Annotated in this window: 26 protein-coding genes; 14 read left to right on the top strand and 12 right to left on the bottom strand. The window is 63.2% G+C overall.

The genetic code is table 11. From position 1 onward, the window contains the following. Window positions 1–2: 2 nt before the first annotated feature. The 8 genes from BHE75_RS06820 to BHE75_RS06790 are packed head-to-tail and all read left to right on the top strand — an operon-like array spanning window position 3 to window position 3600. Window positions 3–893, top strand: coding sequence for a SapC family protein (locus BHE75_RS06820; protein WP_070933329.1), 891 nt, complete (start codon window positions 3–5; stop codon window positions 891–893). Window positions 894–896: 3 nt separating this feature from the next. After that, window positions 897–1526: an OmpH family outer membrane protein gene (locus BHE75_RS06815; RefSeq protein WP_070933327.1), complete on the top strand. Its 630-nt coding sequence runs from the start codon at window positions 897–899 to the stop codon at window positions 1524–1526. A 21-nt stretch (window positions 1527–1547) separates the two neighbouring features. Then, a complete protein-coding gene (locus BHE75_RS23945) occupies window positions 1548–1748 on the top strand; it encodes a hypothetical protein (RefSeq protein ID WP_139181655.1) in 201 nt (66 codons plus the stop codon). After that, entirely contained in the window at window positions 1745–1975 is a 231-nt protein-coding gene (locus BHE75_RS06810) for a hypothetical protein (protein WP_070933324.1), read from the top strand. Before BHE75_RS23945 ends, BHE75_RS06810 begins: the two co-directional genes overlap by 4 nt. Next, entirely contained in the window at window positions 1972–2589 is a 618-nt protein-coding gene (locus tag BHE75_RS06805; protein ID WP_070933322.1) for a hypothetical protein, read from the top strand. The genes BHE75_RS06810 and BHE75_RS06805 overlap by 4 nt, the downstream gene beginning before the upstream one ends. Window positions 2590–2596: 7 nt before the next feature. Next, window positions 2597–2875 (top strand): hypothetical protein, encoded by a 279-nt coding sequence (locus BHE75_RS06800; protein ID WP_070933320.1) that lies wholly within the window; start codon window positions 2597–2599, stop codon window positions 2873–2875. A 15-nt stretch (window positions 2876–2890) separates the two neighbouring features. Beyond that, a complete protein-coding gene (locus BHE75_RS06795; RefSeq protein ID WP_070933318.1) occupies window positions 2891–3166 on the top strand; it encodes an HU family DNA-binding protein in 276 nt (91 codons plus the stop codon). 50 nt (window positions 3167–3216) lie between these two features. After that, complete coding sequence (locus BHE75_RS06790; RefSeq protein WP_254684379.1) at window positions 3217–3600, top strand: barstar family protein; 384 nt, start codon at window positions 3217–3219, stop codon at window positions 3598–3600. Window positions 3601–3608: 8 nt separating this feature from the next. Here the strand turns inward: BHE75_RS06790 and BHE75_RS06785 are convergent, their stop codons facing one another. Further along, on the bottom strand, window positions 3609–4001 hold the full coding sequence (locus BHE75_RS06785; RefSeq protein ID WP_070933314.1) for a hypothetical protein: 393 nt from the start codon (window positions 3999–4001) through the stop codon (window positions 3609–3611). An 88-nt stretch (window positions 4002–4089) separates the two neighbouring features. Here BHE75_RS06785 and BHE75_RS06780 point away from each other — a divergent pair, with 88 nt between their 5' ends. Continuing rightward, window positions 4090–4647: a hypothetical protein gene (locus BHE75_RS06780; protein WP_070933312.1), complete on the top strand. Its 558-nt coding sequence runs from the start codon at window positions 4090–4092 to the stop codon at window positions 4645–4647. Here the strand turns inward: BHE75_RS06780 and BHE75_RS06775 are convergent. From BHE75_RS06775 to BHE75_RS06750, 6 genes are all read right to left on the bottom strand, one after another. After that, window positions 4632–5132, bottom strand: coding sequence for a CYTH domain-containing protein (locus BHE75_RS06775; RefSeq protein ID WP_070933310.1), 501 nt, complete (start codon window positions 5130–5132; stop codon window positions 4632–4634). The genes BHE75_RS06780 and BHE75_RS06775 overlap by 16 nt on opposite strands. A 117-nt stretch (window positions 5133–5249) precedes the next feature. Further along, complete coding sequence (locus BHE75_RS06770; protein WP_070933308.1) at window positions 5250–5888, bottom strand: NAD(P)H-dependent oxidoreductase; 639 nt, start codon at window positions 5886–5888, stop codon at window positions 5250–5252. A gap of 12 nt (window positions 5889–5900) precedes the next feature. After that, entirely contained in the window at window positions 5901–7013 is a 1113-nt protein-coding gene (locus BHE75_RS06765) for an endonuclease/exonuclease/phosphatase family protein (RefSeq protein WP_070933305.1), read from the bottom strand. 72 nt (window positions 7014–7085) lie between these two features. Next, window positions 7086–8246: an AlbA family DNA-binding domain-containing protein gene (locus BHE75_RS06760; protein WP_070933303.1), complete on the bottom strand. Its 1161-nt coding sequence runs from the start codon at window positions 8244–8246 to the stop codon at window positions 7086–7088. A gap of 124 nt (window positions 8247–8370) precedes the next feature. Next, complete coding sequence (locus BHE75_RS06755) at window positions 8371–9312, bottom strand: hypothetical protein (RefSeq protein WP_217494713.1); 942 nt, start codon at window positions 9310–9312, stop codon at window positions 8371–8373. Window positions 9313–9415: 103 nt separating this feature from the next. After that, a complete protein-coding gene (locus tag BHE75_RS06750; RefSeq protein WP_070933299.1) occupies window positions 9416–10417 on the bottom strand; it encodes a rod shape-determining protein in 1002 nt (333 codons plus the stop codon). Between the two features lie 306 nt (window positions 10418–10723). On the opposite strand from BHE75_RS06750, the gene rnk reads away from it, so the two are divergent. After that, entirely contained in the window at window positions 10724–11152 is a 429-nt protein-coding gene (rnk, locus tag BHE75_RS06745) for a nucleoside diphosphate kinase regulator (protein WP_024019059.1), read from the top strand. A 236-nt stretch (window positions 11153–11388) separates the two neighbouring features. Here rnk and BHE75_RS06740 read toward each other — a convergent pair whose 3' ends face one another. The 5 genes from BHE75_RS06740 to BHE75_RS06720 are packed head-to-tail and all read right to left on the bottom strand — an operon-like array spanning window position 11389 to window position 14517. After that, a complete protein-coding gene (locus tag BHE75_RS06740) occupies window positions 11389–11853 on the bottom strand; it encodes a hypothetical protein (protein WP_070933297.1) in 465 nt (154 codons plus the stop codon). A gap of 8 nt (window positions 11854–11861) precedes the next feature. Further along, window positions 11862–13073, bottom strand: a complete 1212-nt coding sequence (gene hmpA, locus BHE75_RS06735; RefSeq protein ID WP_070933295.1) for an NO-inducible flavohemoprotein — start codon at window positions 13071–13073, stop codon at window positions 11862–11864. Window positions 13074–13110: 37 nt separating this feature from the next. Beyond that, complete coding sequence (locus BHE75_RS06730) at window positions 13111–13389, bottom strand: DUF1971 domain-containing protein (protein ID WP_070933293.1); 279 nt, start codon at window positions 13387–13389, stop codon at window positions 13111–13113. Between the two features lies 1 nt (window position 13390). Then, a complete protein-coding gene (locus tag BHE75_RS06725; protein WP_070933291.1) occupies window positions 13391–14077 on the bottom strand; it encodes an alternative oxidase in 687 nt (228 codons plus the stop codon). Next, window positions 14074–14517: a group III truncated hemoglobin gene (locus BHE75_RS06720; RefSeq protein ID WP_070933289.1), complete on the bottom strand. Its 444-nt coding sequence runs from the start codon at window positions 14515–14517 to the stop codon at window positions 14074–14076. The genes BHE75_RS06725 and BHE75_RS06720 overlap by 4 nt, the downstream gene beginning before the upstream one ends. A 109-nt stretch (window positions 14518–14626) precedes the next feature. Here BHE75_RS06720 and BHE75_RS06715 point away from each other — a divergent pair, with 109 nt between their 5' ends. From BHE75_RS06715 to BHE75_RS06700, 4 genes are all read left to right on the top strand, one after another. Then, window positions 14627–15115, top strand: coding sequence for an Rrf2 family transcriptional regulator (locus BHE75_RS06715; RefSeq protein WP_070933287.1), 489 nt, complete (start codon window positions 14627–14629; stop codon window positions 15113–15115). A 167-nt stretch (window positions 15116–15282) separates the two neighbouring features. Further along, on the top strand, window positions 15283–15630 hold the full coding sequence (locus BHE75_RS06710) for a cupin (RefSeq protein ID WP_070933285.1): 348 nt from the start codon (window positions 15283–15285) through the stop codon (window positions 15628–15630). A 109-nt stretch (window positions 15631–15739) separates the two neighbouring features. Further along, window positions 15740–18043: a nitric-oxide reductase large subunit gene (locus BHE75_RS06705; RefSeq protein WP_070933283.1), complete on the top strand. Its 2304-nt coding sequence runs from the start codon at window positions 15740–15742 to the stop codon at window positions 18041–18043. A 593-nt stretch (window positions 18044–18636) separates the two neighbouring features. After that, window positions 18637–20154, top strand: a complete 1518-nt coding sequence (locus tag BHE75_RS06700; RefSeq protein ID WP_254684378.1) for an epoxide hydrolase family protein — start codon at window positions 18637–18639, stop codon at window positions 20152–20154. Window positions 20155–20168: the final 14 nt, after the last annotated feature.

Below are 20168 nucleotides of genomic sequence, written 5' to 3'. Positions count from 1 at the left end.
TTATGACCGATAGTGTTTCGCAAACCGCCCCTGCGGCGGACCAACCGCTGCTGCCGCTGTTCTACAAGTCCGTTCAGCCGCTGCATGGCGCGGCGCATGCCAGCTGGCGCTTGAAGGATGGCGATGCGTCGTTCGCCGATGACACGCCGTTCGTGCCGATCGTCGCCGGTGAGCTGGCGTCCGCGGCGCGCGATTATCCGGTCGTGTTCGCGGCCGATAGCGCGCAGCCCCTTGCGATCCTGGGCCTCGAGCGGCGCAACCTGTTCATCGAGGGCGGCCGCTGGTCGGCGGATGCTTATATCCCCGCCTATGTCCGGCGCTACCCCTTCGCTTTCGTCGCGACCGTCAACCCGGACGGGTTTGCGCTCGCTATCGATGCCGGTTCGGAACGGGTCGTGGAAGCCGGCGAAGAGGGCGACGACGAAGGCACGGCTCTGTTCGAGAATGGCGAACCCAGCGCCCTGACCAGACAGGCGATCGAGTTCTGCGCGGCCTTCGGGCGCGAGGTGGAGCTGACGGCGTTGTTCACCACGGCGCTCAAGGAAAAGGATCTGCTGATCGACCGGCGCGCCGATGCGACGCTGCCGGACGGCCGCAAGCTCGGCCTCGACGGCTTCCAGATCGTCGATGCGGAAAAGCTCGCCGCGCTCGACGATGAGACGGTCGTCGCCTGGCACCGCCAGGGTATCCTCGCCCTCGTCCATCATCACCTTGCCTCGCTCGATCGGTTCACCCTGCTGCTGAACCGCCAAGCGCTGGTCTCGGCCGACGAACCGGTCATGCAAACGTCATTCGCAGATGGTTCAGCCGTGGCAGCTAACCCCGAAGCTGAAACAACCTCGCCTCCCGCCGACGCGCCAGCGCCGGCTGCTCCCAAATCGAAGAAAGCCTGACCCATGAAATCCCCACTCCTTCTCCCCGCGCTCCTGCTCGCAGCCGCCAGCCTCACCACCACCGCCTCCGCGCAAACGGTCGGCGGCGCCCCGGCGGCGGCGCCCGCTCCAGCAGCCCAGCCTCTCGGCGGCCCGGTCGTGCCGGGCGTCTGCCTGCTGTCGCGCGAGGCGATCTTCGCCAATGCCGCGGTCGGCAAGGCCGCCTCTGCGCAGCTCGCCGAACTGACGCGCGCGGCGCAGGCCGAGATCGACGGCCAGCGTCCCGCCATCGAGAATGAGGCCAAGGCGCTCGAAGGCCAGCCCGACAACGCAGCGAACAAGCAGAAGCGCGAGGCGCTTGCCGTCCGCTGGCAGACCCTCCAGCAGAAGGCCGCGCATACCAGCCGCGAGATCGAGGCGACGCGCGCCAAGGCGCTGGAACGCATCGCCAACGAGGCGCAGCCGATGATCGCGCAGGTCTACGCCGCAAAGAAATGCGGCCTGCTGTTCGATCGCGGCGCGGCGCTCGGCGGCAATTTCGCGAATGATCTGACCGCCGATGTCGTGCGCGCGCTTGATGGGCGGATCCAGACCATCACCTTCGAGCGCGAGCGACTGCCGGATCAGCAACCCGCCGCGCCCGCCCAGCGCTGACGCGCCTGAAGGAGAAGCCGCATGTTCGTCATCATCGTCGCGTTCGTCAGCTTTGCTTGTGGCGTGCTACTGACGGGCATGCTGGCCGCGTTTGTCATCGGTCTCCTCCACCGCGAGGCGGCACAGATGGTGGATTCCGCGATCCTGATGGCCGGCCTGGGGGCTGGCAGCGCGGTCGTCTATCATCACGACGGCGCGCAAGGCGTGCGGGTCATTCCGTGACGGACGACAGATCCGCGATGGCGGTCGCCGGGACCGGGCTCGCGCCACGCGGGCGCTGGCTCGGCAGCGTTCTTGCCTCGCACCGCGCCGCGATGGCCGAGGCGGAGCTCCGCCGCCTGGTCAAGTGCGCCCCGCCGCTGGGCCGGTATGAGGCACTCTTCTATCAATCGATCGCAGCCGGTGGTCTCGTCCTCTGCGCGCTGCTGATCCCTGGAGCGAGATCATGAACAGCAAAGTCCCTCGCGCCACGCGCTTCGGCCGCCTGGCCTGGAGGCTGGCCTCGGCGCTTGGCGTGGGCACTGCGCTCGCTGCCTCCCCGGCGGCAGCGCAAAGCGTATCGCCCGAACAGGCGCCCGCCGAATGGGTGCGCTATGCCGACTATGCCACGAAGACGATCACCACATGGCTCGAAGCGCAGAGCGAGGCGGCCATCCGGCTACGCACCTATCTGGACGCGACCCGCGCCGCGCCCGATCAGCCGACCGCGCCGCTGATGCTCAAGATCTGGATCGGCAAGGACGGCAAGGTCGCCCGCATCGAGCACACGCCGTTCGCCCACGCAGAGGCCAATGCCGATCTTCGCGCGCTGATCGTCGGCGGCGAACTCGATGTCTCGCCGCCCGAAGATATGCTGCTTCCCTTGCGCATCCTTGTCCAGCTTCCGCCGGCTCCCGCGCAGGCGACGTCGCAAACCGCGATCGAGACCGCCAACCGCAAGCTCCAGCCTTCCGCGCCGGATCAGCGCCCCGCCACCGACGCGCTCGGCCTGCCCGAACGCGGCGGGGTCAACCGTTTGCAGCTTGAAGGCCAGCCTGGCGCAAAGCCGCCGACTATCCATTGAGGCCCACATGCTGCTGCGCTGGCTGAGACGAAGAGGCTGGCGGCGGACGGCGGCGTTCGAAGAGGATGTCACGCTGGCGATCGCGGAAATGCGGCAGCTGCATGGTGAGGCCGCGCTTGACCATGCGCGCCGTAAGGCTAGGCGCCGCGATCAGCGAACCCGCCGCAAATGGGTCTGGCGCGAGGCCGTCCGCCGGCTCGCGGCGGACGGCCTCGCAGATGCAAACCTCAAGGCCGGTGCAAGTCCATCGGAACCCGGCTATCGGTCCCCTTTGCAACACCAATGAAAGTAAGCTTGAGATATGACTGGAAATGACCTCGCCGAAGCCCTTGCTGCCGCTCATGGCCTGACGAAAGCGGACGCCAAGAAATATGTCGATGCCGTGTTTGCTGCAATCGGCGACGCCGCCGCGAAAGGCGAGGACGTCTCGCTGAACGGCTTCGGGAAGTTCGCCACAAAACGCACTCCCGAGCGCCAGGGCCTCAATCCCGCGACCAAGGAACCCATTACCATCAAGGCTGCGAACAAGATCAGCTTCAAGCCCGCGAAGGCGCTCAAGGACAAGCTCAACGGCTGATCGGCCGCTCAGGCGAAGGATGGGCGATGCCATCACCAGACGGCGCAAAGGTGATCGTCATCGACGGCGATGCGATCACCGGCATCGCCAGCTTCTACGGCGAGATAAACCGGGCGTTCATGGCTGGGGAAGACTGGACGCTGGGGCCGAGCCTCGATGCCCTGAACGACCTTCTCTATGGTGGTTTTGGCGCGATCGAGGGCGCTGAGCCGGTGACGCTTGTCTGGAACAAGATCGAGCAGAGCAGGACGGCGCTCGGACGGGACGCAACGCGCGACCATTATCGCGCCAAGCTTGCTCGCCCGGGCGTCTATGACCGCGCGCGTATCGAGAAAGACATCGCAGCGCTCGAGGCTGGAACCGGTCCGACCTATTTCGAGATCATCCGCGAGATCATCGCGGACCATCCCAATATCGAACTGCGCGAAGCATGATGCGCCGGTCAGCCGGTCCCGTCAGGACTGTCCGGTCCTCCCACGCGCAAGGCGCGCCGCCGCTGAGCTTTACGCTCAAGCGCAATGTCGATCTCGGGCCGGTTCCAACGCATCGCGCCTCCGAGAGCGCCCAGCTCCTCCGCGTAGGTCAGGAAGGTGAACACCTTGTTGGTGATCTCGATCATGAGCGTCTTCATCTCCGCGTCCGAGATGCGCGAAAGCCGGGTCCAGGGGATTTCGCCGAAGGGCGTCACCACCTTGACGTCGCTATAGTCGCCGCTGGCGCTGTCGGGCACGGTCCCGGCATGCAAGTCTTCGAGGAACGTGTTGCGCACGCACTGCTCGACCAGCGCCAGTGTGAACCGGGTCTTTTCGGCATAGGTAAGAGCTTCATCGGACATCGGCGTCTCCAAGATGGCGCAGCGAAGGCGCCGATTCCGGTTGCGAGACCGGATTGTCTTGTCGGTGCAACAAGCTCATCCTAAGGGATTGACGGGCAACATAGAACAGGGGGATTTTCGAGAGGAGATCACCTTGTCGTGCGTCGCAGTTTTCGGCTTTGCCGCAACCACCGCTCCGGAGACGATCATCGTCGATGCGGTTCGATGCTGGCGCGATGCGATCGATCGCAAGTCCCCTGTCCTGCCGACCCTGTTCGCTCGCCTCGAAACGAATGGCGCTGGCTTCCTGGCGCCGGCGATCGCGGCGCTGCTCGCCGTGCATGAGGCGTGGTCGGGCCAACGCTTCCAGGCTGGTGATCGAGCGGCTTCGGCCTTGACCGAGGACGAGATGAAGCTTTTGGGTTTGCTGGAGACCACCGCGCCACCGCCGACCGCCATTCCTTTGAGACCTGGCCTGACCGCACCGCTGCGGATCGCGCTGCGGTCGACGCGCATACTGCTGCTGCGGGTGCTCGGACGGGATCTCGGGGACGGAGGGCCGGCGTCTCCCGCCGCGACGAATATCCCGATGTTCTTCGCGTTCAGCGACGAGGCTCCGGCAATGCCCGATCCGCACGGCGTCCGCCAAACTCAGGACGCGGCCTGACTCCGTGCTGGCCCGACAGCCTCGCACGGCGGTCCATCGCGCGCGATTGCCGCGTTGCGATAGCGCCGATCATGCGTCACCTCGTCGCCGATCCATTCGGGACGGTCGAGAGACTGGTCGATGGATGCAAGCTCGACTTCGGCAATTACGAGGCCCGAGGCGACGCCTTCGAACACGTCGATCTCCCAGACCAGTGCGCCGCGCATGACGCGGTAGCGCACCTTCTCCAGGATTGGACCGGCGCAAAGCGAGGTGAGCATTTCGTCGGCGTCGGCGCACGGAATCTCATATTCGAACTCTGGCCGCGCTATGCCGTCCCGCTCGCCCTTGACCGTGATCCAGGCGTGATCGTCGGCGCGTCGAACCCGGATACTGACACCGCCGCCATTGGCCAAATAGGCTTGCCGGATTCGCGACCCGTCGTCGGCTTCTGCGCGCCAATTCTCGCCGATGACGAGGAATTTTCGTTCGATCTCGATCCCCATTTGGTTCTTTTCCTAGTGCAAAGTCCGCTTTCCCGCGACCGATAGTTGGCGGCACGACTGGTCAGTCAGTGGCCGATCTCGATGGCGCACGCCGTCTCCTGATCCGCCTGCGGGTGGTCAGTGCGGATTGTGGGAGTCATCTGTCGGCAAGCGTACCACCTGTTTGGCTGGACGCCGCAGACCGCTTGCGGAGGCGGCAAGGCGCTCGATCTTGCGCTGCCAGACGACAAGATGCTTCTCGACCCCGCCTTGGCGAACCGGGCCGAACCTGGTGATGCGCAGGGGCTTGAAGCCGCAGAAGCCCAGGATCTGTCCGCGCCAGCGGCGCACGACCGGATTGCCATAGGCGAACCGCAGGAACCAGGAAGGCGTGTCTGTCGTGATGAGGACGTCGGCTGAGCGTCCTGCAAGAAGCCGGTCCCAGAACGGATCGTTCCTGTGATAGCGAAACGCGAAGCCTGGCAGGAGGACACGGTCGAGCAAGCCCTTCAGCTCGGCCGGCTCGCTGCCCCACCACATCGGGAAAGCGACGACGAGATGATCGCAGGCGGAGATGGCCGCGCCCACGCGTTCAAGGTCCGGCTCCCATGGTTGCACCTGCCTGTAACCCTTTCGAAGGATCGGATCGAAGGCGAGATCGCGCACCGCGATGCGTTCGACCTCCGCGCCATCGCCGAGCCCGGCCTGGTAGAGGTCGAGCAGATGGCTGACCAATCGGCCTTCGTCAGGATGCCCGTCGAGGATGAGAACGCGCATCACGAGCTTCCCTCAGAGGTCGATCTCGGCCCACAAGGCTGCGTGGTCGGACCCGGCGTCGGCGGGCCTTCCGACCTCGGGATAGGCCTCCCAGCGCTTAGGCCGCGACCCCGGCCACATACCGGTTCGAAACACGCCGCCCGCCCGCACGCGATCGAAGAGTGCCGGCGACAGCAGCATATAGTCGATCTTGTTGGCGGCGTTGCACAGGCCATAGGTGCCAGGATAGCCGCCGTCGTCGAACGCCGGGTGCGTGAAGATGTCCCGCAGGTCGGTGCCGTCCAGCAGCGGCGCCAGCGGCGCGCTGGCGGGCGTGTCGTTGAAGTCGCCGATGATTGCGACGTGCCTTTCGCCGTTATCGGTCATCTCCCGGTAGATCGCGGTGATTCGCTCTGCCTGCGCCTTGCGCTTCGCGTTGGCCTCGGCGGTGCCGCCATAGCCCTTGCTCTTGAGGTGATTGACGAGGACCGACAGGCGGGCGCCCGATGGCGTAGCCACCTCGAACGCAGGGCAATCGCGCGAGAAGACAGGCTGGCCGTTCGGCAACCGATCGTCGACGCGGCTACGCATGGCGCCGATTGGGAACCCCTCCCGGCTCATCAGGCCGACATCGATGCCGCGCTCATCATTACCGTCGATCAGCATCACATGACGGAACGGGGAGCCGCCGAGCGCGGGCAATATCTCGCTGTTGAACGCGGCAAGCACCGGGCGGCTCTCGGCTTCGACAACCCCCAGCACATCAGCGCCAAGGTCGATCATCACGCGGGCGGTGTTGCGCATTGCATGCTCGTTGACCGGCTCATCGCGCAGCTCGAGCGATCCTACCCAGTCCGCGCGGCCGTCCGCCTCGATCAGGATGCCGCCAGTCTTGGGCCGGCGCAGCAGGCCGCCGCGATTGCGCCGCAGGATGACGAACGGGCCGGTATCGGATTTCTCCAAGCCGAGATCACGCATCAGCTCGGCCATGCGAGTCTTGTCAGCGGGGTTATAGTGGAGCTGGCCCAAAAGCCCGTTCAGCGCCGCGAACTTTTCAAGGATGGGACGCCCTTCTTCCCAAGTGTCGAGGTTCATCGCCTTGGCGCGGTCGAACAGATTTTCGACGTTGTAGACGGCCAGCTTCATCGCACTATCTCCTCGTTCAGGATGGACTTGCCCGACAACTGTTGCGTGACCGCGACGTATGGTGGGCTTCGTCTAGCCAGCCAAGCCGTTTGGCGGTCCGAAAGCCTGGTTTTCAGGTCGATGCACCCCAAAATGCAGCCAGAATTTCTTGGCAAGGGGCAGCAGACCGGTCACTTCGATCCGATCGAGGCGCAGTTCACCGATCAGCGTTTCGTCCTTAAAGGCTGGCCGCGTCTGGTAGTGGTCGCCAAAGATCATGAAGTGATCCTTCACACCATAGACACTCGCTATCACGATCCAGGGCCCTTCGACCCCGAACTGCTGGAGCCGGGTCTGGGTCGCGCGTGCCGCTGTGATTAACCCCTCTTCGAAGGATGGCGCGAAGACCAGCTTCATGTCCTGACCTTGCTGGTTCTGCCGCGTTCCACCGATCGTCCAGGCAACGTCGGTGCGCCCGTTACGATATGTGATCGCAAAGCTGCGCACCCGCCCGGTCGCTTCATCGACCGGAGTGTGCAGCATCACGCCTTCCATCATATCGATGGAACTGTAGGCGTTGGGGCGAATGGGAACGAGTGCATGATCGTCGGTGATCGCGATCTCGCGTTCTTCACGGAACAGCGAAAGCGGCATGGTCGAGACCACGGCGGTCGGATCGTTCATGATCGCAAACGGCATGTCGATACCCCGCGCGCGCTCGATTCCTTCCGCGTGATATTGGCGGAAGCGTGCCGGGAGCCGACTTGAATCGACAAAGGCGTGGCGCAGTTCGTGGACATCCAGCTCATATTTGCCGCGGCTCGTCCGCGCATAGAATTTGCCGCTGTTGCGGAAGGTGACGCGGTGGGGCGGCTGAAGACCCGGTGGAATGCGGATGAGCAGCGCGCCATTGCCGGCAGCAAAAGGAATATGGCGGATTCGCACGCCGATGAGCCTCGGATCGACATTGGTTCGGATGATCTGCTCGAGCCGCAATATTTCATTGTCGATATTGGCGATCGCGACACCAGGGAGCCCGGCCGCTACGCCGTCGACATCCTCGATCCCGAAGATGAGATCGCCGCCGTTTGTGTTGGCAAGCGACGTCACATCGGCAAGGAATTCGCGAATATTGTCGGGCTCCTGGCCGGGCAAGTCACGTTTGAACTCAAGGTCGCGGCTTTCCGGGGTCTCGTTTGCGACAAGCTGGGCGAGCGCCGCCTCGTCGATGTCATCGAATGCTATGTCGAGCATGGTCGGTATCTCTCCAGTGTGCCTGAAACGTCATCATTTCGGCGGACGTTATCCGCACCGGATGACCGGCAGTCGAACGGCCAATCTTCCATCATAGCCTTGGCGTATTTGCACGCCGCCTCGATCAAATGCTTGCGCGCTGGTCGAAGCGCCGAAGGAAGAGGCGCGCGGTGATCAGGCTGATCTGAAGGCGAAACGTCGCATCCTCTTCTTCGGAAAGCCCCGGATGACCGCCATGAGGATGGAAGCGGTTCATAAGCCCCTGCACATATTGCGGCTTGCTGTCATTCTTATCCCATTCATTATAGTCGCTCAGCAGAAAGGGTGGATCGAGCTGGCCGAGATAAGCCCGCTTGTCCTTGCTAGAGTCCGCCCGATCACACCCAAGCCGTTCCGCAATCTCGTTGAGGTAGCCCTCATAAAGCTTGCGCAGCTCGCCGTTGGAGGCCGACCAGTCCCCGCGGCTGAACGCTGCGATCGCTTGTTGCAGATGCCCTTTGGAGACGGCGAAGTTATGGCGGTCCAGCAGGCGCACGACCTCGCTCTCGGCCTCTCGGAAATCAAGCTCGGGCACATCTTCGGGCAACATGCGGACCAGTTCGAAGGTGGCGGTGCGCGTGTTCCCCCACCCGAAGCGCGAACTGTTCTCCGCTTGCATTGCCACCAGCTCGAACCCGTCAAAGCGCAAGCCTGCCACCAGCTTCTTCCAGCTTGCTCCATCCCTCGTCTTGGGTGGTGCCAGGATGGCGATGTCGATCATCGCCCGGCTCAAGGGAAGCCGCCCGTGCTCAGTCAGGACTTCGAGCCCATCGTCGATCGCAATGCGGGCGAGGCTGGCGATGCGTGCGGGCTTGCTGGAGCCGTTGCATCGCCCGACAATGTCCCATTGGACTTCGAGGACCTCCATGTCGCTATGGGAGTTGAACTCGGCCACGACTTCTGCGGCCGCAACGATGGTCATGCGATTAAAATTGCTCATCTGGATAATGAAGCAAAACGCCTTCGGGTCGGAAAGACGAAATTGTGCCCGCAGCGAAGATGGTCTGATCGCGCGGACCTTTCTCATCGAGGAGATCAAACCGGGCAAACGGCAGAAGGGGGTCCCGTGAACGCAGTCCTGCGACTGAAACCGATAGTAAGATCAATCCGCGGCAGTAGCTTCGGCGCGCCTAGTCGAGCAGCATTCGGTGTAGGCCGCGCGCTACGCAGCGTGCCGGCTCGTCCGCGACCGTAACGGCAAGTCCTGTGTCGGCTTTGATCATGGCGCTGAGCAGCGGCGTTGTCGCGCCTCCTCCCGTGAGCACGATGCCGCGCTCGTGAATATCCTGGCTGAGTTCGGGGGGTGTGTCGCTCAGCACCTCGCGAACCGCATCGACGATCTGCTGGAAATGCTTCTCGGCCACCTGGTCGAGTTCCGTGAGCGGCAGCGCCAGGGCAGCGGGCAGTCCGGTCGTGAGGCTGCGCCCTTTGACCTGAATCGTCTCGTCCTTCACCGCCTCAGCGCGACGTTGTTCCCCATACCCCAGCTTGATCCGTTCCGAGGTCAGCTCGCCGGCCAGGAACTTGTGCTTGAAATGCAGATGGTCGGCGATCGCCTTGTCGAGCGTTGCGCCGCCGACACGCACCGAGCGCGTCAGGCAGATACCGCCGAGCGACAGCACCGCCACCTCCGTCGTGCCAGCGCCGCACTCGACGATCATGGTTCCGTTCGGGGCGCTGATCGGAAGGTCGGCTCCGATCGCGGCAGCGAAAGGCTCGGCGACAAGCCGGACCGGGCCAAGGCCGGCATCGTGCGCGGCCGTCATCAGGGCTCCGCGTTCCGCCTGGGTCGCATCGGCGGGCACGCCGATCATGGCATGGGGTGTACGAAAATGCTTGCGGCCGCGCGCCTTGCGAACAGCGTAGCGCAGCAAATGCGTCGCGGCGTCGATGTCCTGGAGCACGCCGCGCCCCAGCGGCCGCCTGATCTGGAGCTTGCCGGGCGTCCGATCAACCATCGCCTGCGCCTCTATGCCAGCGGCGTAGAGGCTGGGCGCCGTATCGATATCCGCAAAGCAGCAAATCGACGGCTCATCGAGGATGATACCCTCATCGCGGCCGATCACGCGCAGATTGGCGGTCCCGAAATCAATCGCGAGTTCGGGCCGCTTCCAGGAAAAGTGCGAAGCCACTCTGAGCCGGTAGCAAGCGGCGTGGCATTTGTCTCGCGCGACATCTCGAAAGCGCTCATCGTGCGGAGCTATTTGCGGTCGCTATCACGTCGACGTTGACGCCAGGCCTCTGGCACGACATGCTTTGCCGATCATGCAAATGCGCAGTCTTCTTGTCCGGAACCGTCATCACGCGGGCCAACTCGTAACGGGCATCTAGCCCCGGGTTCCGGCGCTTCGTGCCCGAACTCGGGGCACAGACTCCATCGCCTTATCTGCCGTCGCCCCGTTGCCGATCGGCGTGCCTTTCCGCAGAAAGCCTTTGTCATGACCAGCCCGAAGCACGTGGCTCGCCCGCCCGTTCATATGATCGATACGCAAGCCGATGCTCTCTCGGACCTCGCCCTGCGGACCGAGGATCGCAATCCCGAGGTAAGCGCCCTGCTGCTCGAGGAGATTACCCGCGCGAAGATCCACGTCGTGGAGAAGATCCCCGGCGACGTCGTTACCATGCATGCGCGCGTGGAGTTCGTCGATGAATCGCGCGGGATGCCGCATATCGTCGAGCTTGTCTGGCCCGGCGAGGCCGACTTCGCGGCGGGACGCCTCTCAGTTCTGACCCCGACCGGCGCGGGCCTGATCGGCCTGCGCGAGGGCGGCTCGATCCTCTGGCCCGACCGCGAAGGGCGCGAGCGCCGGCTGACGATCGTCAAGGTCACCCAGCCCGATCCTATGCTGGGGCGGCCCGGTCGATAATCATAGTGGCCTAGTCACGCGATGTTACCTTCAGCACATAACTGAAGCAGGCCTTCATATTTCATGGCGGCTCCTCAATAACGCGCCTGCCTGCCTGCCGCGGACGGTGGCGGCACCTGAGCGTGCGCCACGTTCATTATCCCACCGGGTGCTTCGCAGCTATAGCTCGTTCGTAGACTTTCCGAGCGTGCATCGGGTATCGCGTTCAATAAATGATCCCTCAAAGGAGCAGTCAGTCAGAACAGGCCATGAATGCCGCCCACGGCACCCGCCAGCGCGATGACGGAGGCTGCCAGCAAGACGCGGTGCATCTGCTCCATGCGCGCGAAATCCCGAGCCGGCCGGGCCGTCCTCTCCATATGTCGGTGCAGGAATAAGGGCTCGATGAGGAATAGCATGGCCGCGAAGACGAGCCAGACGGCGACCATCGCATGCATCCACCAGAAGGAGGGATCGAGGAAGCGGTCCCACATCTGGCCGCGCCACGTCATCCAGAACCCGCTGGCACCCGCCAGCAGCACCCAGATGCGCGCCTGCGGGGCAAAGCGACCTTCGATGCGGTGAAAGGCTGAGAGCCTTTCCTCCGGCAGATGGCCGGTTCGCACCGACGGCATCACCACGAGCGTGACAAAGGCGACGCCGCCGATCCAGAACAGGACCGACACGACATGGATCACGCGCGCGATGATGAAGTCGTCCATGGCGAGCCTCAGGCTGCGAGCAGTTCGTCGGCGGGGCCGAAGAACTCATAGTGGATGCGGCTTGCGGGCACACCTGCGAGGGAAAGCGCAGAGACCGCATGCCGCAGGAACGGGCGCGGACCACAGATGAAATAATCCGCCTCCGCAACCGGGGTGCTGGCGACCAGCCATTCATCGGTGATGATACCGGCCACGTCGTAATCGCGGCCCTCGACCTCGTCGCCGAGCGGCGCCTGATGGAAGTCCGTAACCGTGATCGCCTGTCCGTTGGCGGCCTGCTCACGGACGTGATTGCGCATCGCATGCGTGTCGCGGTCGTGGGTGCCGTGAATGTAATGGACGGGTGCCTCACAGCCCTGCGCCACGAGCGCTTCGAGCATCGCCACCATTGGAGTCAGACCAACGCCGCCTGAGAGCAGCACGACCGGACGTTCGGGCTTGCCATCCAGGAAGAACTCACCGGCCGGTGCAGCCACCTTGAGCACCGTGCCCACCGTTGCCTGCTCATGCAGCCATCCGGAAACGAGCCCCAGCGGCTCGCGCTTGACCGAGATGCGATAGCTCTCGCCATTTGATGCCGAAGAGATCGAGTAGTTGCGCTTGATCGGCGCATGGCCTGGGATCTCGATCCAGAAGGTCAGATATTGACCCGGCTTGTGAGCCATGACCGGAGCGCCATCGACGGGCCGCAGGATGAAGGACTTGATGACGCTGCTTTCCTCGACGACATCCTCGACCCGAAAATCGCGCCAGCCGTTCCAGCCGCCGGTCGTCTCCTTCTGATCGTCATAGATGCGGTGTTCGCGGGCAATCAGGATATTGGCAAGGAACCAGTAAGCCTCACCCCAGGCGGCCAGGATCTCGTCGGTCGCAGCATTACCCAGCACGGCCTTTATCGCCCCGAGCAAGGCCTCGGCGACATAGGGATAATGTTCGGGCAGGATCTGCAGGCCGACATGCTTTTGCGCGATCCGCTCGACCGCAGGAGCAAGGGCTCCAAGATTGTCGATGTTATTGGCATAAGCGAGGATCGCGCCGGTCAACGCGCGCGGCTGCGAGCCGGCATCGCCATGATGCGACTGGTTGAACAGATCGCGGATCTCCTGGTTCTGAAACATGCGCGAATACATCTCGCGCACAATATCTAGGCCATGTGCTTCGAGCGCGGGAACGGTGGCTTTGACGAGCGCGATGGTCTGCTCGCTCAAGGGCTGCGACATGAAATTCTCCTGGCTTGGGTATTGGTTGTTGAAAGGTTCAGACGCCCTCAGGCGGCTGATCGTAGAAATCGACCTTCATCTTCATCGGCCCGATCGGCGTCACGAAATGCGGCTGCTGTGGCTGGATGAGCCCAGGATTGTCCGGCGTCAGTACGACCTCGGCGGGAGGATCGAGATAGCTGAGCCGGAGTTCGCCCTCGATCACCCGGATCACCCCCCAAACGCCCGCCTTGGTATCGTGTCGGGCGCGAAGGGCTGCGGGCAAGGTGTCCTGATCGAACACCGGCGTCGAACGGTAGGGCGCCCGGGCCGCCATATCAGGCGGCCCGCCGGATATCGTCGGCATGCGCTGGATAAGGCGCGGTCTTGCCCGTCGGCGCCAGGCCGGCAAGCTCGCTGGCGAAACCATGATTGACGTCGCGGTGATGCGCCTCGTCAGCGCGAACCACCAGCACGACATCGCGCAGGGTCGCGTCATCGGCGAGCTTCCAGTAATGCCGCGCGATGGCCGGTGCCGGCAGGTTCGGGCTGCGGCCCTCGTCGATCTCCTTGAGATAGAGGGTGTAGCTGATCACCGCTTCCTCCTCGAAATAGCCGACGATGCGGTGCGCGGTGCGCGGGCTGACCAGGTAAAGCGCGAAGAAGGCCAGATAGAACACCCACTGGACGCCCAGGATCACCATGCGCTCGAACAGGGTCGGCTTCGCGACCTCGATGAAGGTCATGAGGTGCATGCGCTCATTCTCCGCTTCCTCCATGAGGGTGCGGATCCAGCCCTTGTCGTCGCACATGCGGCGCAGGCATTTGAGATGATTGATGGTCGCGCCGACCATGCCCGTCACCGCCGCCACGGTTTCCAGCACAATAGCGCGGTGGCCGTAGCGCTTGGCGAAGAAGGTGTCGGCGCTCCAGCGCAGGACCTTCGTGAAGCCGAGCGCGATACGGTCGCGCAGATCGCGCGGCTGGTGATGGACGCTGAGGTCCACGAGAGGGATATCGGTCATGGCAGCATACTCCTTGGGTGAGGGTCCGTCGCGTCGGCGTTGCGGCGTGCGGGTCCGGGGATCGTCTGGTCATCCAGCCTGAAAAACATGGCGAGTTGCAGGCTCTGCGCGATGCGAGCCGCGCGGTCCTGCAAGGCGACCGCCGCCCCAGGCGTCATCAGCTCCTCCGTGGTCTGCGCCCAGAGTTCCAACCAGCGGCCGAACAGCGCCGGCGCGATGCGATCCTTGTGCTTCATATGCGCGGGCACCGGCTGCCCCTTGTAGCGGCCGCTGGTGAGCATGACCGACGACCAGAAGGCGGCGAGCTTGTCGAGATGCTCGGGCCAGTCGGCGATGGCGTCGTTGAAAATCGGGCCGAGCGCGCCATCGGCACGGACGCGCGCATAGAAGGCATCGACCAGCGCCTTCAGCCCTTCATCGTCCATTTCCAGCGCGGCCATCGCTCCGACTCCAAATCATGCTTCACGAATGCATCTATACGGGGAGCCAAAAACATGCAACAAGAATACATGATTATGTGATGAGCCGACGGCTCGCTGCGGAGTTGCCATGAAACTGACCCTGTTCACCGATTATGCGATGCGCACGCTGCTCTATTTGGGCGCGCGTCCGGAGCGGCTCTGCTCGATCGGTGAAGTCGCAAAGGCCTATCGCATCTCGCAGAACCACCTGATGAAGGTGGTGGTCGAACTGGTGCGAAGCGGCCATGTCGAGAGCGTCCGGGGACGGTCCGGCGGCATTCGTTTGGGCATGCCACCGGAGGAGATCAATGTCGGCGCTGTCGTTCGGCACACCGAAGATGGCTTCGACCTGGTCGACTGTGGAAGCTGCATCGTCGCCCCGGCCTGCGGGCTCACGGGGGTGCTGAAGGAGGCGCTAGGCGCATTTATGGCTGTGCTCGACCGCTATACGCTTGCCGACCTGCTCGCCAAACGCGGCGATATCGCCGCGATCTTCGCTTCCCAGGAGATCAGTGCGCTTGACGCAGCCCCGATCCGAAAACGTCGCCAGGAGTTGGCGTTGCAAAAGGAGGCCTGAGCCATGTTCTGCCCCGAATGCGGTCAGCCGGTCGATCCCGCACCGTTCGACCCTCGTCACCAATCGTCGGGCCTGCTTGCAACGCTCGCGGGATTGTTTCGCCGGATCATCGGCAGCGATCCGCGCAGACATTGCGGTCATCGCTCTGCAACGCAGGAATGCGAATAATGGCGCTGCATCACGCGACATCTGGTGAGGTGATCGATCTTTCCTTGCGGCCGATCTCAGCCGAAACCGAGCACTCGACGGCGATCGTCAAGACCGACCAGTTCGAAGCCATTCGCCTCGTGATCCCGCGGGGGACGGATATGCCCCGGCATCAGGTCCCCGGCAGCATAACGCTGCATTGCCTGGAGGGTCGTGTGCGATTGGGGCTCGGCGAAACGGTGACCGAGCTTGGCGCGCATCAATGGGTCTATCTCGAAGGCGGCGTCTCCCATTCGGTCAAGGGCCTCGAAGATTCCGTACTGCTGCTGACGATCCTTTTTCCATCTGCCGACGCGAGCATCGGATGACGTCCGAACGATACGGCTGCGTCAGCTATTACTTGCTGTCAGCACAATAACAATTTTCGCCGCTGTAGGCGGCAGCCATGGACTGTTCTGAGCGAAGAGGGGTTGGGGCATGAAGAGCTATCAGACGACATTCAGCATCAAAAGGCTGTGGATCATCCTGTCGGTCGGCATGGTGGTCATGTTCGGTATCCTGCTGCTGCTCGGCCAGCAGATCTATCAGCAGGCCCCGCCCATTCCCGAAGCGGTGAAATCCCAAAGCGGCGAGACAATCTTCACGCGCGCCGATATCGAGGCTGGCCAGAATGTCTGGCAGTCGATCGGTGGCATGCAGCAGGGTTCGATCTGGGGCCATGGCAGCTATCTGGCGCCCGACTGGAGCGCGGACTGGCTGCACCGGGAGGCGGAGACCTTGCTCGCTCTGTCCACCGCGCCGCTGCCAGCGGGCCTCTCCCCAGCGCAGACCGATGCCGTGCGAGAGTCCGCGCTGAAGGAGGAGATGCGCAGGAACAGCTATGACCCTGCCTCCGGTATCATAACGGTCAGCAACATCCGTGCGCAGGCCATCGGGCAAGTGCAACGGCACTTCGTCAGCCTGTATGTGGGCAGCGACGCGGCCTCGCTCAAGCTCCGCCGCGACTATGCCTTTCCGGTCCATGGCACATTGACGCCCGCGGAAGCCCGGCAGCTTACCGCTTTCTATTTCTGGACCGCCTGGGGAGCGACGACGAACCGTCCGGACCAGACCATAACCTATACCAGCAACTGGCCGCACGAGCCGTTGGTAGGCAATAGCCCGACCACCGGCACATTGTTGTGGAGCCTTGCTTCGGTCATCCTGCTGCTCGCCGCGGCCGGAGCACTGATCGCCTATTACGCCAAGCAGTTCGACGTCTGGCGCGGCGACATCTTGCCCGAAGGCGGCATGGCGACTTCCGACCTTCTGGGACAGGCTGTCATCACACCATCGATGCGGGCCACGGCAAAATATTTCTGGGTCGTCTGCGCGCTGTTCGTGGGCCAAGTGCTGCTCGGCATCGTCACCGCCCACTATGCGGTCGAAGGGCAAGGTCTCTACGGTCTGCCGTTCGCCGAGTATCTCCCCTACACGGTCACCCGAACATGGCACACGCAACTCGCGGTGCTGTGGATCGCCACGGCCTGGCTGGCGACGGGGCTCTATGTCGCGCCGATGCTCGGCGGGCGCGACCCCAAATTCCAGCGACTTGGCGTCAACTTCCTCTTCATCAGCCTGCTTATCATCGTGGTCGGTTCCTTTGCCGGCCAGTGGGCGGCCGTCCACCGCTTCTTCGGTGATCTGACGGCGAATTTCTGGTTCGGACACCAGGGCTATGAATATGTCGATCTCGGCCGCTTCTGGCAGATCTACCTCCTGATCGGCCTGTTCCTGTGGGTGGCGCTGGTCGTGCGCGGGCTATGGCCCGTGCTGCGCCGCGAAGGCAGCAAGTCGCTGATCTATCTCGTGCTGGTATCGGCACTCGCGATCGGACTGCTCTATGGCGCCGGGTTGATGTGGGGCCAGCATACCAACATCGCCGTCATGGAATATTGGCGCTGGTGGGTGGTGCATCTGTGGGTCGAAGGCATCTTCGAAGTCTTTGCGACGGCGATCATCTCGCTGCTGTTCGTTCAGATGGGAATCCTGCGAACCTCCACCGCCACCGTGATGGTGCTGTTCGCGACGATCATCTTCCTGTTCGGCGGGGTGCTCGGAACTTTCCATCATCTCTATTTCAGCGGGACGCCGACCTCGGTAATTGCGGTCGGTGCGACCATCTCCGCCCTGGAAGTGGTGCCGCTGCTGGTGGTTGGGTTCGAAGCCTATACGCGGCACAAGGTCGAGCACGAGGCTGAATGGGAACGGATCTATCACTGGCCGTTCATGTTCTTCGCCGCCGTCCTGTTCTGGAATCTGGTCGGCGCCGGACTGTTCGGCTTCCTGATCAATCCACCGATCGCGCTCTATTACATGCAGGGGCTGAACACCACGGCGAGCCACGGCCATGCCGCGCTGTTCGGCGTCTACGGCATGCTCGGCCTCGGGCTGACGCTCTATTGCATGCGGGGACTGACCGACGTCACACGGTGGAACCAGAAATGGATCAGGATATCCTTCTGGTCGCTCAACGTCGGCCTTGGCATGATGACCTTCCTGTCGCTGCTTCCGCAGGGCATCCTGCAAACCTATGCCAGCATCGAACATGGCTATGCCTATGCGCGCTCGGCGGAGTTCATTCAGAGCCCGATCATGCAGGCACTGGTCTGGGCAAGGGTGCCCGGCGACATCGTCTTCGCCGTCGGCGTCTTTGCGTTCGCATGGTTCATGGTCCAGGCATTCATGCCCGGTAGGAGGCCCGGTCCAGAAACGGCCACCGTTCCAAAATCAGTGCTTTAGATCCGCCACTCTGCTCCCGGCCGCACCTCGGTTTTCAACGGAGAGTCGGCTAATTTCCGGCCTTGGTCGGGAGCGAATAGTGCCTTTTGCCGGGACGCGACTTCAGGATCGCCGGACAGGCTCGCCTGATAGAGACTGCGGTCACTTCACGACCTTGCCTCTATCGGGGCCTCGGCGCCTCCCCAACCGACATTGCCCTATGTGCTATGGCCCCGAATTTAGCGCCACGGCCGCAGCAGTGGCTGGCCAGGATCGACGTGAAGACACTCTATATCTCGTTCGGCAGCCCTCGGGAGATCGACGACTGCGAGCCCTTCCACGGCTCGATGCATGATGAGCTGCTCAATGGTGAAACTTTCAACAATGCCTCTGTGGATGCCCCGACAGACGCAAGCACTTCAAGACGGACATGATCTGACGGCAGTAGATTTCGAGCCTGTTGGGCCACCGGATGCCGTTGGCTATGCCGGTCGCATCTTCGATCGTGACGAACGGCATGCCTTTGGCCGAGCCTGGCCGCTCGCGAACGAGGATGACCCCTGCGACCTCGATATTGCTCCCGTCGCTGATGGAGGGAAGATCCGGCGCAGCGCATGATCTTCGACGTAAGGGTCTGGAGATTCGTCAAGCATGGCCAGCCATTGCATCACCATGCAGGCGATCGGGACAACATCGAATCCAGCAGCATATCACAACGCATAACGGGCTCCAGTCTGCTCCTCCTTGTATGGCCCGGGACGAGAATAGAGCGACGAATGCTCGCGCTAAATGGAGGAAAACCCATGAGTATAACCAAGACCGCCACCGGTTCGGAACGGCCTCGCCATCGTCTGCTGATTGTCGCCGCCATGAACTCGGCTGTCGCCGCCGCATGTCTGTTACCCATGCCGCTCTCAGCCGCACCGCCGTCGGCGGAGCGGGTGAGTGACGACACTGCCATTCGCCCTTTCTCCGTCAGTATCCCGGACGCCGCCCTTGCCGATCTTCGGCGGCGCATTGCCGCAACCCGCTGGCCGACCCGGGAGCTGGTCGCCGACGATACGCAGGGTGTGCGGCTCGCGACAATGCAAAAGCTCGCCGATTATTGGGCGAACCAGTATGATTGGCGAAAGGCCGAAGCGAACCTCAACCGATATCCCCAGTTCGTCACCCGCATCGACGGCGTCGACATCCATTTCATCCACGTGAGGTCGAAGCACGCGAACGCCTTGCCGGTCATCATAACGCATGGCTGGCCCGGTTCGATCATCGAGCAGTTGAAGATTATCGACCGGCTGACCAACCCGACCGCGCACGGCGGCACGCCGGCTGACGCGTTCGACGTGATCATCCCGTCGCTCCCCGGCTACGGATTTTCGGGCAAGCCGACCGAACTCGGCTGGGATCCGCAGCGCGTCGCGCGCGCCTGGGCCACGCTGATGGACCGGCTGGAATACAAGTCTTATGTCGCGCAGGGCGGCGACTGGGGCGACGCGGTCAACGAGCAGATGGCCTTGCAGAAGCCCAAGGGGCTGCTCAGCATCCACACCAATATGCCCGGCACGCTGCCCGATACGATTTCGGCGGCTTTGGCGGGCGGCCCGCAACCGACCGGCCTGACGGCGGACGAAGACTATGCCTGGAAGCAGCTCGATTTCTTCTACAAGAACCGGGTCGGCTATGCGACGGAGATGGGCGCCCGGCCGCAGACGCTCTACGGCCTTGATGATTCGCCCATCGCGCTGGCCGCTTGGATGATCGACCATGATCCGGAGAGCCAGAAGCTGATCGACCGGGTGTTCGGCGGAGCATCCGAAGGGCTGACGCGCGACGATATCCTCGACAATATCTCGCTCTATTGGCTGACTGGAACCGGACTCTCCTCGGGCAGACTCTTCTGGGAGAGCAAACTCGCCTTTTTCGCGCCGAAGGGCGTGACGCTCCCGGTGGCGGTGAGCGCCTTCCCGGACGAGATCTATACCGCTCCGGAGAGCTGGTCGCGCAAGGCGTTTCCGAACCTCATCTTCTACAAGCGGCATGACAAGGGCGGCCACTTCGCTGCGTGGGAGCAGCCGCAAGCGCTTGTCGAGGACATGCGCGAGGCGTTCCGGCCGCTGCGCGAATCCAGGTGATACTCCCGGAAGGC

It is taken from the genome of Edaphosphingomonas haloaromaticamans (genome assembly GCF_001853345.1).
Taxonomy (GTDB): Bacteria; Pseudomonadota; Alphaproteobacteria; order Sphingomonadales; family Sphingomonadaceae; genus Sphingomonas_E; species Sphingomonas_E fennica.
The sequence above is the reverse complement of the archived record's forward strand: the minus strand, read 5'-3'. Positions and strand labels throughout refer to the sequence as shown.